Source organism: Dehalococcoidia bacterium (assembly GCA_035528575.1).
GTDB lineage: Bacteria > Chloroflexota > Dehalococcoidia > E44-bin15 > E44-bin15 > DATKYK01.
Map to the genome: position 1 here is coordinate 18620 of DATKYK010000029.1, position 14589 is coordinate 33208.

The window sequence follows — 14589 nt, forward strand, 5'->3', positions numbered from 1 at the left end:
AACTTAATCTTTACTTAGATACTCCACTAATCCTATCCATGTATTAAATGGCAACTTTAACCCAGCATATACCGCTGGTGTTTTACCCTTCAATGTCATATGTGGTCTTAGGAAGTTATAGTGAATGATAAAACCTTCAGAGATAGCTATGGCTGAATCTAATGTCTTTAATCCCCTAAAAACCTTCGTGCGCTCTTTGACGGTTCCCTGGAATCTCTCGATTATGTTAGTATTTACTTCTGCCGTAAGTCCCTTAGCCCTTATATGCTCACTATCAGCACCAAATACTCTCTCAATAGCATCTGGATACGCTGGCATACCATCCGAGACTATTTGCTTCGGTAGACCTATAACACGGTTGTACGCTTCAGACAATACCGCTACGGCAGACCGCATATCACGGCTTTTAGTTATATGTGTAGCTAGTAAAAAGCGACTTCTCGAATCTATAACGTCCCATAGCCAGAGTTTTCCCCCTGCTACAGAAATCATCGTCTCGTCGATGACCCACTGCCACGATGTTTTTACCTCTAGTTTATTCAGGATACGCTCAGACTTCTTAGAATACTTAATAATCCAACGCCACACTGTAGCAGGGTCAACAATGATTCCCTCAGTAGCGACAAGGTGTCTACTAATATCTGCCAGCGATAACCCATCATAGAATAAGCCTAGCGATTCGCCGATTGTCTCAGTAGTGAACCGCATTCCTTCGGGTGCTAGAGTACCAGCGAATTTACGCCCGCAAGCTTTGCATTTGTAATACTGAGTACCTGCCTTAAAGCCGTATTTCATGGTGCTGGGTGATTGGCAGAATTTACATTTCATTTAATATTCATTCTCCAATATTTACCAAATAACCTTACCTCACGAATCTTAATATCACTTACAGACCAATGATAATTTGGGCGTGGTTCAATTATCTCAACAACAATTAAATAAACAGGTTCTGGAGTATCAATTGTAAAAGATATATTATGTCTTAACCCAGAGCATTCCTGCTCCCATTCCTTTAAAATACCTGATGCCCCATTAAGTATTACCCTCCACTTCTTTGGATAATCTGGTGAATCCTTACCATGCATAAAAACAACTTTATCTATTACACGAGCTTTGCCATAATCCCAATACCTTATCTTTTTAAATACCTTTGAGGTAGCCTTTAAAATGTAATATATAATTTTGTTAGGACTTTTACGTATATCTAAAACGAAAGTATCACCTGTTTCTTGTTGTCTATGGGTTCTCCATTTAGTAGCTTCTTTGCCTTCAAGATAATCTGTACTATTAAGTAAATCAGCCCTCCAATGTGTCCTATCAGGCCATAATAACCTAGAAATAAATATCCACAAACCTATAACAACTGCAAAAGAGCTAGAAACAATAATAGTTATCATTCTAGGCGTCCCCGCTAACCCTTCGATTAGTGCGCTTATAACAACACCAGCAACACACATCTTGAGTATTGTCATTAACATATTTATATAATCTTCCCTGCCCTATAGGTATGAGTATACCAATCTTAAATAAAGAGGCAATTACTCCCGTTAAGAGGAGTATACCACCACTATAAAATTGCCTCAACCCCCTACGCAAGAGAACCGACGAGTATAAAAGCTTGACTTTTCCTCCTGATAGCTGTTAGATTTGTCCGTGTCTCGGTTCAAGCTCCTACAAAAGATGGCTCTACGATTCGCAACATCTTTTATTCCTCTAACAATTATAGCATTGCTGACGGTAAGCACCCTTTCCGCTGGAGCCGTGGATAATCTTTTGCAGAACCCAGGCTTCGAGTATGGACCTTCGGGCTGGTTAAGCTATGGTGGTGGCGCTCTCTCCGTAGTTGGGTCACCAGTCCACAGCGGAGATTTTGCCGCTGCCTTCGAAAGCGACACCGCAACAACAAAGTGGATTTATCAGGTCGTATCTGTATTGGGGGGAGAAAGCTATACCTTTTCTGGCTACGCCATAAAAAATGATCCTAATATTGAGACAATTTTCCTACGGATCTCCTGGTACCAGAGCCTAGATGGCTTCGGAACCGAGATGGCTCACCACGACTCCCTCACTGTTCTGATAGATGACGAGCCCCAATACCGTCTTTTAACTACTGATGAGCTTACCGCTCCAATAGATGCACATTCGGCACGAGTTAAAGCGATACTGGAGCCGGTCTCCGACGTGGCAGCAATTGCCTATTTTGACGATCTACGCTTCGAAGGGCCTCCGCCAGCTACTCCTACTCCCACGCCGACACCGACTCCTACTCCAACACCAACACCAACACCAACACCAACACCAACTCCTACACCCACACCCACTTCTACTCCTACTCCTACCCCAACTCCTACACCTATCCCTTCGCCAACGCCTACGCCCACACCAACCCCTACTCCCACGCCTACTCCTACGCCTAATCCCACTCCTACTCCTACTCCTACTCCAACACCAACCCACAACGGCACGATCGCCGATATTGGCGATGTGCTGATTAATGAGATCCAATACGATTCTCTGCAACCGGGTGTTGATGCTTCCTTCGAGTGGGTGGAGCTCTTTAACTGCACACAAGAGCCTGTTGAGCTTGAAGGATGGAGAATCAGCGATAACTATGGCAGCGACCCGGTTCCCTCACTACACCTGCCCCCTCAGGAATTCGCGGTAATCGCCGCCTCTCAGGACTTTTACACCAGCTTCCCTGACTTCACGGGCACCATAGCCTTCATAGACGATAGCCGTGTTGGCAACGGATTGAGCAATGACGGGGACTGCCTCATCCTTGAGGACAGTGCGGAAACTGTTATTGATGCTATGTCCTACGGCGATGATAACAGTATATTGCTGCCGCCATGCCTGGATGTGGCCGAAGGCCACTCCCTGGAGCGCCAACCCGCCGGCTTTGATACCGACCAGGCCAGCGACTTTACGGATAATTCAGAGCCCACCCCAGGCTACGGCCTTTCTCCCTCCACATCCTCACCCACACCCACCATGACACCAACGCCAACAGCGGGTCCCACCGCTACGCCCACTACTACACCGACAGCGACACCTACAACCTCACCTCCCAGCAGTCCCACCCCTGAGGGCACAACGCCGCCGCCTCAAGAATCCCCGGCTCTCTCTGGAATGGCGTTGCGCGCTATTCTCATTACAGCAGCATTAGCCTTCTTTGCCGTTGTTTTCTGGTTTGGAATGAGAAAGAGGAGAAAATAATTGCCTTGCACCCCTCTCTGGGATATAATTACGCACTAGGCCAATGCCGAAGCCATCGATAATCACCATAGATGGTTGAGATTTTAGATATGATGGAGGAAAGCTGATGCCCTGGTTTTATTATCTGGGGACAATGCTCATGAAGCTCCTGCTCTTCCTTCTGGCCCGCTGGCAGGTCAAAGGGAAGGAAAATATACCCGCCCGGGGACCCCTTATCGTGGTGGCCAATCACCTAAGCATCGCCGACCCCCCGCTGCTCTCGGCAAGCATTCATCGAAGGATCATCTTTATGGGCAAGGAGGAGGCATTTCACAATCCAGTCTTTGGCCCGCTAGCGCGCGGCTGGCGAGCCTTTCCAGTGCGCCGCGGCGTATTCGATAGGGTAGCACTCCGCCGTGCCGAGGGGGTATTAGCGGAGGGTCAGGTATTAGGGATGTTCCCTGAGGCGATGAGGAGCCAAAGAGCGCAACTGCAGCAGGGCTTGACAGGTACCGCCCTCATCGCCCTACGAAGTGGTGCCACTATACTCCCCGTGGGCATCATCGGGACGGAAAAAATTGAGGGGATAAGCGTTATCTTCCGCCATCCCGCCATAATCGTAAACATCGGTGAGCCCTTTAAACCTCCCTCCATAGATGGCAGGTTAACCAAGGCTCACCTAGCCGTGGCCACTGATCTTATAATGGGGCGGATTGCTGAGCTTCTCCCACAAAGCTATCGAGGGTATTATAAAGATGGAAAAGGCTGCTGAAAAATATATCGGGGTTAACTCTTTACATTCCATCCCCGACGATGCCTAAATACTATCTAATGATAATAGAGCAGCATGCCTGAAAGGAATCGAATCGTGAAACAAAAAGTGACACAAAAATTTGGTATCTATCTGAACACCAAAGAACTGAAAGTGGCTAGGATCAATTCCCCCCACTGGATCCCCTCCGAGCCGGATTGGGTATTCCTTACGCCAGAGGTTAATATGACCCTGCTCAAGATCCGCCAACTGGCTGAAGAGCAGAAGCTTGTGAGCCAGCCCGATAAGCTGGTCTGGATCTAGCATTTGTATCCGGGGATACTTGCTTGGCTAACAGATCTAGGTGTTATCTGGGTGTTCAAAAAAACCTTTATATGTTATAATATCGACCTAGCTAGCTCGAAAAAGTTATGAGGGCGTTTGATGGATAAGGAACGCAGGGTCGTCTGGTTTGAGGAAGTAGGAAAAGAGGACCTTCCCCAGGTCGGCGGGAAGGGGGCAAACCTGGGGGAGATGATCAGGGCCGGCATTCCCGTCCCCCCCGGCTTCATCGTTACCGCCCAAAGCTACTTTTACTTCCTCGAGAAATCAAGCCTCACCGATACAATTCGCAAGCTACTCTCCGATTTGGATCCCAACGACAGTGAAAAACTACAAAAGACCGCCTCAAGAATTATGAGGTTTCTCAATGCGGCCGTCATGCCCAAAGAGGTCGCCCGGAAAATCGCCCAATCCTACGGCAAGCTAGGTAGCGGCGCGGTTGCGGTGCGCTCCTCAGCCACCGCAGAGGACCTGCCAGAGGCATCCTTCGCCGGCCAGCAGCGCACCTTCCTAAACGTAACAGGGGAAAGTGATGTAGTCACCGCAGTGCAGGGCTGCTGGGCATCCCTCTTCGAGCCGCGAGCCATCTTCTACCGGGCCAATCAGGGCTTCGATCACTTCTCCGTCGGAATCGCGGTGCCGATACAACGGATGGTGCAGTCGGAGGCCTCGGGCGTTATGTTTACCATCGACCCAATCACCAACGATCGCAGCAAGATAGTCATTGAAGCGGTCTACGGTCTGGGGGAAGCTATCGTTTCCGGCGAGGTAACACCTGACCTATATGTGGTGGATAAAAAAGAGCTGGAGATAATCGATAAGAAAATCGCCCGGCAGGAATGGCAACTGGTGCGCAATGCTAAAGGAGGCAAAGACTTCGAGAATGCTAACATCAAAGTGGACATCCTCGAAGCGGAGCAAGCGAAGCAGAAATTTTCCGACGAGGATATCGTTGCCCTGGCGAAGATCGGCAAACGAATCGAAGACCACTACGACTTCCCCCAGGATATCGAATGGGCTAAAGAGGGGGAGGACTTGTTCATTGTTCAAACCCGCCCGGTGACCACCATAAGGGAGACCACTGAGCAAAAAGGGGAGACAGGAACAGTGGAGACGCTCTTGCTTTCCGGCTCACCAGCAAGCCCGGGTATGGCCTCCGGGCCAAGCCGGATAATCTACCGACCCTCTGAGATCGATAGGGTCTTGGAGGGCAATGTGCTGGTCGCCGAGATGACCACACCTGACTATGTGCCCGCAATGAAGCGGGCAGCGGCCATAGTAACCGATCGCGGTGGTAGAACCTGCCACGCCGCAATCGTAAGCAGGGAGCTAGGCCTCCCCTGCGTGGTGGGAACGGAGAATGCTACCAAGGTACTAAAACAGGAGCAAATCATCACCGTCGATGGCTCCACAGGGAATGTCTTTGATGGCCGGCTGGTCACGGAGAAGACCACTACTCCCACTTTCGAACCCAGGATTCGCGTTAGGACGAACACAAAGGTTTACGTTAATCTCGCCGAGCCGGAACTGGCGGAAAAGGTTGCGAGTCGCCACGTCAATGGCGTGGGGCTGCTTCGCGCCGAGTTCATAATCGCCCAGATCGGAGAACACCCCCGCCATATGATCAGCCAAGGGCGGGGGGAGGAGTTCGTGGAGCGGCTCACGGAGGGCGTTACTACGTTCGCAAAGGCATTCAAGCCCCGACCGGTAGTCTATCGAACTACCGACTTTAAGACCAATGAATATCGCAATCTCAAGGGCGGGGAGCAATACGAGGATATCGAAGAGAATCCCATGCTTGGCTACCGGGGGTGCTCCCGCTATGTGCAGGAAGCCGATCTCTTCAAGATGGAGATAGAGATGGTCAAGCGGGTGAGGGAAGATTATAAGAATCTATGGATAATGATCCCCTTTGTAAGAACAGTTAAAGAGATGGCTCATTTGATGAGCACATTGAAGGACGAGGGTCTTAGCTCCTCCAAGGACTTCAAGATTTGGATGATGGTTGAGGTGCCCTCCAATATCTTCCTTATCGACGAGTTCATCGATGTGGGCATCGATGGCATCTCCATCGGCTCAAACGACCTGACTCAGCTCATACTCGGGATAGATCGCGACAGCCCAAAGCTAGCAGATATATTCGATGAGCGAAATGAGGCGGTAATGCTGGCACTGAAGAAGGCGATAAAAGCCGCAGCCAGAAGAGGGATTACCGTTTCCATCTGCGGGCAGGCGCCCTCGGTCTACCCGGAGCTTACCGAGAAGCTGGTAAAATGGGGGATTACCTCTATCTCGGTAAGCCCTGATGCCATCGAGAGTACCAGGGAGATAATCGCCAAGGCTGAGGGGAGAATGGTCAGCCCCTCCCTGTGGAGACGGAAGGCCCGCAACCCCCACAAGCTTTACCAGCCGGCAAATACTAAAAGCGCCCCAAGAGAAAGGTAATACGGCTCATAAGTTGAGCAAGATCGACCGTATCATAGAGAAATACCGAGCGGATAAAAGCGCCTTGATCCAGATGCTTCTTGAGATCCAGCGGGAAAAACGCTGGCTTCCCCCCAAGGCTCTGGCGAGGGTGAGCCAGAGGTTAGGGATCCCCATTAACCAGATCTACCACATAGCTACCTTTTATAAGGCCTTCAGCCTGATCCCCCAAGGTCGTCACTCCGTCTCAGTATGCCTGGGTACCGCCTGCCACGTGCGCGGCGCCCCTCGCCTTCTGGACAGGGTGACAGATACGCTACACATTGAGCCAGGGGAGACCAGCCCGGACATGAAATTTACCCTGAGCACGGTAAACTGCCTCGGCTGCTGTGCCCTGGGACCGGTGATGGTAGTTGACGGTGAATACCTCGGCAATCCCTCCGCGAAAGAAATTAAAAGGGTCATCGCTAGCTGCAACTAGAAGGAACTATGATAAAACTGAAATCGGCTGCTGATCTAGCAGGCGTAAGGCAGCAGTTATTGTCCCAGAGAGACCCCAGCAAACCTTGTATTACTATTTGCTCAGGCACAGCTTGCCACGCCTATGCCAGCGAAAAGACCGCTACAGCATTTGTCAGTGAGATCGAAAGGAATGGCCTCAAAGGTAAGGTGGATATACGGCGCACCGGGTGCCACGGCTTTTGTGAGCGGGGGCCCATAGTCGTTATCTTCCCCGAGGAGATCTGCTATCTAGGAGTTAAGCCCGAAGATGTTCCTGAGATCGTCTCCACTACCCTCATGGAAAACAGGCTGGTCAATCGATTGCTATACGATGATAGCAACGGTGGGAAAATAGTACGCGAGGGAGAGATTCCATTTTATAAGCATCAGAGCCGGATTGTCTTTGGCAACAATCGGCTCATCGACCCCAAGAGCATCGAGGACTACATTGCCATAGGCGGCTATTCTGCCCTGTCAAAGGCGCTCTTCAAGATGAGCCCTGATGAGGTAGTTGAAACGGTAAAGCGGGCCAACCTCAGGGGCCGAGGCGGCGGCGGTTTCCCCGCCGGACTAAAGTGGGAGACTACCCGCAACGGCCCAGGGAAAGTAAAGTACGTAATCGTAAACGCCGATGAAGGTGACCCCGGCGCCTACATGGACCGCAGCCTGCTTGAGGGCAACCCCCACAGCGTGCTGGAGGGCCTGATCATCGGTGCCTATGCTATTGGCTCCCATGAGGGTTATATCTATGTGCGCCAGGAGTACCCGCTCGCCGTAGAGAATCTTTCCATTGCCCTCAGTCAGGCACGGGACTACGGTCTTCTGGGGAAAAACATCCTCGGCTCCGGCTTCAATTTTGATGTTACCATCCACCGCGGTGCCGGGGCCTTCGTTTCAGGTGAATCGAGTGCCTTGATGACCGCCATCGAGGGAAAAGTAGGGGAGCCGCGGCCAAAGTATGTTCGCACCGCGGTGAGCGGGATCAGGGAAAAACCGAGCAACCTGAACAACGTGGAGACCTGGGCTAATATACCTCTTATAATCAGCAGGGGTGCTGATTGGTTTGCCAGCATTGGCACCGCGGGTAGCAAGGGGACCAAGATTTTCTCCCTGGTGGGCAAGGTGAACAATACCGGACTGGTGGAAGTGCCCATGGGGATGACGCTCCGCGAGATCATATACGACATCGGGGGCGGCATTCGCTATGGAAAGAAATTCAAGGCAGTCCAGACCGGGGGACCCTCAGGGGGGTGCCTTCCCCAAAGCCTCCTTGATATACCGGTGGACTTCGATGAGCTTACCCGGGTAGGTTCGATGATGGGCTCCGGCGGCATGATTGTAATGGATGAGGATGATTGTATGGTGGATGTGGCCAGGTATTTCCTGAACTTCCTCGCCGAGGAGTCGTGTGGAAAGTGCATCCCCTGCCGTGAGGGGATAAGGCAAATGCTCAATATACTGAACAGGATTTGTGACGGAGAGGGCCGGATAGGGGATATCGAGCTTCTGGAGGAGCTATCCGAGGTGGTCCGGGATGCCTCCCTCTGCGCCCTGGGGCAAACCGCTCCCAACCCGGTGCTCAGCACCATCAGATACTTTAAGGATGAGTATGAAGCTCATATCAAGGAGAGGCGTTGCCCTGCCCGGGCATGTAAAGCGCTTATATCCTACTATGTCCAGCCGGAAAAATGCCAGGCCTGCCAGATCTGCCTCAGAGAATGCCCGGTGGGGGCGATAACCGGGGGCAAGAACCTGGTGCATGTTATCGACCAGGACAAGTGCACCAAATGCGGGACCTGCCTCGAGGTCTGCCCACCACGCTTCGGCGCCGTGGTGAAACTCTCCGGCGAGCCGGTTCCGGAAGCACCTCCCCAGGGGACCAAGGTGGAGCGCACCAAAGGGGCACGTAAATGAAAAAGGTCCTAAAAGTCAGTTTAACCATCAACGATAGAGAGATCAAGGCAAAAGAGGGAATGACCATCCTCGACGCAGCCCGCGATGCCGGGATCTATATCCCTACTCTTTGCTACCATGAGAAGCTGGCTCCTTACGGCGCCTGCCGCATTTGTACCGTTGAGGTATCCAAGGGCAAAAAAAACAGGCTGGTGACCTCCTGTGTCTATCCGGTGGAAGAGGGACTGGTGGTAAACACAGATTCACCCAGGGTTATCAAGCTGCGTAAAATGCTCCTGGAGCTGATGCTAGCCTCCTCTGCGGCGAAGACCATACAGGATTTGGCCCGCCAGTATGCTGTTACCCAGCCACGCTTCGAGGCAGAAAAGACCAACTGCATCCTCTGCGGTCTTTGTGTACGTTACTGCAACGAGATCAAGAGAGCTAACGCTATTGGATTTGTGGGGAGAGGCACCGAGCGCCGGGTGGTGTTCTACCCACAGATCGCTTCTACAGTATGTGCGAGTTGTCGAGAGTGCTTTAGCCTCTGTCCCACAGGTAAACTCCCCTCGGAAACCGACGGTGTCTGCTTCGATGACCTTACGCTCGAGGACTTCCTCAGCGCAAGACAAGCCACCGTTTAGAGAAGCGGAAAGGCAACGGTGAATCGCCCCTCAGCAAGCTGAGGAGAATCTGAAAGTTCCTCGAATATACGCAGTTAGAAGGAGTACTCCCCGTGGTTTTAATGTTCAATATATTTCCGCCAGTACTTGGGTACCCAGACCACTTGGCACTTAATGTCAGAAACGGCATGCTTTGTCCTTCCAATCCCAATGCCAATGTTATACACGAAAAGGCTTTAATTAGGAAAGCGCCACAAAGCCGCCCTGCGGCGAGCCGCTTTCCTCCCTCGAGCTTGCTTGCGAGTATCCATCCGGAGGTTCTATAAAAGTGTCGCCCCCTATTGATATTCGCCATTGGCTCGAGGAAAGGGAAGAAGGCCTTTCTCCTTACGCCGCAAAGAGCAGGTTGTCTCGAGGCAGGAAGCTTGATGAAGAGCCCTGTCCCATGCGTACCGCATTTCAGCGCGATCGCGACCGGATCATACACTGCAAGGCATTCCGCCGCCTGAAGCATAAAACGCAGGTATTCATCGCACCACTGGGCGATCACTACGTAACCAGGCTCACCCATACCCTTGAGGTATCCCAGATCGGCCGTTCCATCTCTCGTGCCCTGAACCTGAACGAGGATCTCACCGAGGCCATCGCCCTTGGTCACGACCTGGGCCATACCCCCTTCGGACATGAGGGCGAAGAGGTGCTCAATAATCTCTACCCCGGGGGATTCAGGCATAACGAGCAAAGCCTCAGGGTAGTGGACATACTGGAAAAGGATGGTCGAGGGCTCAACCTGACATGGGAAGTAAGGGAAGGAATCCTTAAACACGCCAAGACCGGGGCAGATATTCTGGGCGAAGAATGGGGATCAGTAGATACGCTTGAGGGTCAGGTATGTAAGATTGCGGACATCATCGCCTACATCAATCATGACATCGGCGATGCGGTGCGGGCAGGCATTCTCAGCGAGGATGACCTTCCTCATCAGGCTGTAGCCATTCTGGGGCACTCCCATTCCGAGAGGATCAATACCCTAGTCTCAGATGTTGTCAATTTCTCCTGGGCTGCAACGGGTGCCGATGGTGGAACGCCCTCAATCGGCATGGGCCAGGTGACTCAGGAAGCGGCAAATACCCTGCGCCAGTTTTTGTTTAAAAAGGTGTATAATATAGCTAGGGAGGAGGCTGAGCGGGCCAGGGAGGTGGTTCGTCTTTTATACCAGTATTTCACCGCTCACGATGAAGCCCTGCCTCAGGAATACAAGCTCGGCGACGATAGCGTGGAACGGAGGGTGGTAGACTATATCTCGGGGATGACCGATAATTACGCCCTGAGTATAGCGGAGCAGATTATTCATCCGCAGCATGAATAAAAAGCCGTATTTAACCAAACAGTGTTGAATGGTTTAAATAACAGAGCCGGACGAAATAATGGGCGTTATCGATGAGATAAAAGGCAGACTCGACATCGTGGATATAGTCTCGGATTATGCTACCCTGCAGAAGTCGGGGCGCAATTTTAAGGCGATATGCCCCTTTCACACCGAGAAAACCCCCTCTTTCTTTGTCTTCCCGGAGCGGGGGACCTGGCACTGCTTCGGCAGTTGCGGCACAGGCGGCGATATATTTTCCTTTATTATGAAACAGGAAGGCATCGACTTCGGCGCAGCGCTTCGAATCCTTGCTGAGCGGGCCGGGGTAACCCTGGTCTCAAAGCAAAAAGAGAGGGACGTGGACAAGGAGACGGAAAGGCTATACCTGATAAACGCGGCTGCAGCACAGTACTTTCATCATCTGCTGCTCAATGCCAAAGCCGCTGAGACAGCTCGACGCCATCTAAGCGAGCGAGGTATCTCCAAAGAGATTATCGATATCTTCGAGCTCGGCTTCAGCCCTAATAGCTGGGATGCACTATACCAGCACCTCAAGAGCAGAGGCTATGAGAGCGATACGATGGTGAGCGCAGGTTTGTCTATCGCCAAGGAGGGAGGGGGATTCCGCGACCTGTTTCGAAATCGCCTGATGATTCCCATCAGAAATGAGGATGGGAAGGTAGTTGGTTTTGGTGCCCGCGCCCTCGATAACACTACCCCTAAATATCTTAACTCCCCCCAGACAGCCATCTTCAACAAGAGCAGCCTCCTTTACGGGATCGACCGCGCCAAGGAAGCGATCAGGGAGCAGGGCCTGGCCATCATCGTGGAAGGATACATGGATGTGCTCACCGCCCATCAGCATAGCATAGCCAACGTGGTAGCCCCCATGGGCACCTCCCTTACCCATAAGCAGTTGGAGATAATCAAACGGTTGACCAGAAACCTCGCCCTGGCTCTCGATGCCGATGCTGCCGGCGAGCAGGCCACGCTCCGCGGGCTGGAGGTGGCAAGGCAAGCGTTCAGCGAGCGGGTCGACCGCAGAGAGAAGAGATGGCTGGAGGGAGACTCCAAGATGGAGGGGAAGGTGAAAGTCATCTTCATGCCACAGGGAAAGGACCCCGACGAGGTGATTCGGGAAAGCACGGAGGAGTGGCAGAGGATGGTCAGCGAGGCCTCGACGGTGATGGACTACTTTTTCAACGCAGTTATCTCCAAACTGGATATGAGCAGCGCGAGCGGAAAACTGGAAGCTAAGAACCAGCTCCTTCTCTTTATCTTGGAAACCGCAGATGAAGCTGAGAAGGATATCTATTTGAAAAGGCTCAGTGAACTGACGGGTATAGACGAAAAGACCCTCGTCGGCGAGGCAGCCCGGCTCAAACCCACCAAGCGAGAGAGAGCCAAAGCAGCGGTACCGCTTCCCTCCACCCAGGCCCCCAGCCACCCGCTGGATGAATACTGCCTCGCTCTCCTTTTGCAGCATCCGGGGCTGCGAGATCAGGGTATTGCGATCCCCCCACACTATTTCGAAGGAACGGAAAATCGCGAGCTCTTCCTCGCCTGGCTGAATAACACAGATGCGGAGAATATCCGCCATAGCCTCGATGTTAGCCTCCATAAGCATCTCGACACATTGATGGCCAGGGCGCTGCCCCCAGCAAGCGAGCGGGAGATGAAGACTGCCCTAGCCGACTGTACCCGCCGCCTGGGGGAGCAACAACTGAGGAGGCTCAAGGTACTGGAGGAGATGCTCCTTTCAGAGGCGGAGTCAGAGGGGGATAAGAATGTGATAAAAGAGCATGTGGAAACTCTACTGCAAAAGGCTCTAGAGCCAACGACCCAGTTAAAGGGCCTGTTTGAAAAAGCTAGGAGAGAACGAAAAGGGGTGCGGCAATGACCTTGGGAAATCACGAAGAGCTGGATAACCTGTTTAAACGGAAGCGGGACACCGAGCCTTCCGAGGGAGTCTCCAACCTGTCTGCAGAGCACGCCCTGGAGTCACTGGCAGATCTCTACGCCGCTTTCTCGGGCAGCTCTATATTGAGCAAGGAGGCGAAACCCCACGCCGCCTGGTCAGAGCAAGAGGTCGCCGAACCGGCGGTGGAGGAGGATGAACCAGGGCATGAGACCGAACCTGAGGCGCCGCTGCAAGAGAACGTGCTGGAATTTGAAGAGCAGGATGTCATGGATGACCCGGTACGAATGTATCTCCGTGAGATTGGCAACGTAGCCCTCCTGAATGCTAACGAAGAGAAGGTCTTGGCAAGCAAGATGGAGCAGGATAGACATATCAAAAATATCAAGAATGATTGGCTCGCCAGAAATGGCACCACTCCCTCAGCAACCGACGTCATGCTCACCATACTGGAGCAGCTATGCCAGTCAGCAACGCTCATCGATTCCGTGGAGAAAGAGCTTGACCTGACTCCCGCCGCCAGTCTGGCAGAGAGGATCTCAGACCCAAGGTTTCGTGCTGCCGTTGACAATGCAATTGACCCACAATTAATCGGCACAATCGCAGATAGAGTGAATGAAGAGCGAGCCACTATAGGGCGGGATATTATAGAGCTGTCGATAAATAGCAAACTCCTCCCGCCGGGTATATTGGAGGCTATAGAGGGCAAAACCGCCGCCGAGGTAAGCGCCAGCTTATCTGAGCCTGATTTCATTATGCAACTACAGTTCAAAGAAAAAGAGTTCGCAGCACACCTGAAGATGATCGCCCATGAAGCGGCCAGGGCGTCAAGTCACCTTACCGAGGCTAACCTTCGCCTCGTGGTCAGTGTGGCTAAAAAGTACATTGGTAGGGGGATGTCGCTCCTCGACCTGACTCAGGAGGGCAATATTGGGCTGATCAGGGCAGTAGAGAAGTTCGATTACCGAAAGGGCTACAAGTTCAGCACATACGCTACCTGGTGGATCAGGCAGGCGATTACCAGGTCCATTGCAGACCAAGCGCGCACCATCCGCATTCCCGTACATATGGTGGAGACCATTAATAAGCTGCTGCGAATTAGCCGCCGGCTGGTTCAGGAGCATGGACGAGAGCCCACCAGTGATGAGATCGGTAAGGGTATGGAGGTCACCCCGGAGAAGGTGAGGGAAATTATCAAGGTGTCCCAGGAGCCAGTATCCCTAGAGACCCCTATTGGTGAGGAGGAGAATAGCCACCTAGGCGATTTCATCGAGGATAGCAGCGCCCTACCACCCCCGGATGCGGCCTCACACCAGCTCCTTAAGGAGCAGATCGACGATGTGCTCTTTACTCTCAATGACCGGGAGCGCCGGGTGCTGCAACTGAGATTCGGGCTCGAGGATGGGCGGAGCCGCACCCTGGAGGAGGTGGGTCGCGAATTTGGGGTCACCAGAGAGCGCATTCGTCAGATAGAGGCCAAGGCACTGAGAAAGCTGCGTCACCCGAGCCGCTCCAAGAAGCTCAAGGATTACCTGGAATAAATTGAATAGAAATATCATAAGAACCTTATTCC

At 52.3% G+C, this 14589-nt stretch carries 12 protein-coding genes and 1 pseudogene; 11 read left to right on the top strand and 2 right to left on the bottom strand.

The features are described 5' to 3' along the window. Window positions 1-3 precede the first annotated feature (3 nt). Together VMX96_06750 and VMX96_06755 are read right to left on the bottom strand one after the other, a co-directional pair. Window positions 4-828 (bottom strand): IS6 family transposase, encoded by an 825-nt coding sequence (locus VMX96_06750; GenBank protein HUU63597.1) that lies wholly within the window; start codon window positions 826-828, stop codon window positions 4-6. After that, on the bottom strand, window positions 825-1397 hold the full coding sequence (locus VMX96_06755; GenBank protein HUU63598.1) for a hypothetical protein: 573 nt from the start codon (window positions 1395-1397) through the stop codon (window positions 825-827). Before VMX96_06755 ends, VMX96_06750 begins: the two co-directional genes overlap by 4 nt. 376 nt (window positions 1398-1773) lie before the next feature. Here VMX96_06755 and VMX96_06760 point away from each other — a divergent pair, with 376 nt between their 5' ends. The 11 genes and pseudogenes from VMX96_06760 (at window position 1774) to rpoD (ending at window position 14557) form a co-directional block, all read left to right on the top strand. Further along, complete coding sequence (locus VMX96_06760) at window positions 1774-3216, top strand: lamin tail domain-containing protein (protein ID HUU63599.1); 1443 nt, start codon at window positions 1774-1776, stop codon at window positions 3214-3216. A gap of 106 nt (window positions 3217-3322) precedes the next feature. Then, on the top strand, window positions 3323-3967 hold the full coding sequence (locus VMX96_06765; GenBank protein HUU63600.1) for a lysophospholipid acyltransferase family protein: 645 nt from the start codon (window positions 3323-3325) through the stop codon (window positions 3965-3967). 96 nt (window positions 3968-4063) lie between these two features. Further along, window positions 4064-4270, top strand: coding sequence for a hypothetical protein (locus VMX96_06770; protein HUU63601.1), 207 nt, complete (start codon window positions 4064-4066; stop codon window positions 4268-4270). Between the two features lie 120 nt (window positions 4271-4390). After that, on the top strand, window positions 4391-6733 hold the full coding sequence (gene ppsA / locus VMX96_06775) for a phosphoenolpyruvate synthase (GenBank protein HUU63602.1): 2343 nt from the start codon (window positions 4391-4393) through the stop codon (window positions 6731-6733). 13 nt (window positions 6734-6746) lie between these two features. Beyond that, a complete protein-coding gene (locus VMX96_06780; GenBank protein ID HUU63603.1) occupies window positions 6747-7193 on the top strand; it encodes an NAD(P)H-dependent oxidoreductase subunit E in 447 nt (148 codons plus the stop codon). Window positions 7194-7201: 8 nt separating this feature from the next. Next, window positions 7202-9127 (top strand): NADH-quinone oxidoreductase subunit NuoF, encoded by a 1926-nt coding sequence (locus tag VMX96_06785; protein HUU63604.1) that lies wholly within the window; start codon window positions 7202-7204, stop codon window positions 9125-9127. Next, entirely contained in the window at window positions 9124-9750 is a 627-nt protein-coding gene (locus tag VMX96_06790; GenBank protein ID HUU63605.1) for a 2Fe-2S iron-sulfur cluster-binding protein, read from the top strand. Before VMX96_06785 ends, VMX96_06790 begins: the two co-directional genes overlap by 4 nt. 307 nt (window positions 9751-10057) lie before the next feature. Continuing rightward, window positions 10058-11098, top strand: coding sequence for a deoxyguanosinetriphosphate triphosphohydrolase (locus VMX96_06795; protein ID HUU63606.1), 1041 nt, complete (start codon window positions 10058-10060; stop codon window positions 11096-11098). A 58-nt stretch (window positions 11099-11156) separates the two neighbouring features. Then, on the top strand, window positions 11157-12998 hold the full coding sequence (gene dnaG / locus VMX96_06800; GenBank protein ID HUU63607.1) for a DNA primase: 1842 nt from the start codon (window positions 11157-11159) through the stop codon (window positions 12996-12998). 305 nt (window positions 12999-13303) lie between these two features. Beyond that, window positions 13304-13369 (top strand): annotated as a pseudogene (locus VMX96_06805) (sigma-70 factor domain-containing protein). Between the two features lie 84 nt (window positions 13370-13453). After that, on the top strand, window positions 13454-14557 hold the full coding sequence (gene rpoD / locus VMX96_06810; GenBank protein HUU63608.1) for an RNA polymerase sigma factor RpoD: 1104 nt from the start codon (window positions 13454-13456) through the stop codon (window positions 14555-14557). Window positions 14558-14589 lie beyond the last annotated feature (32 nt).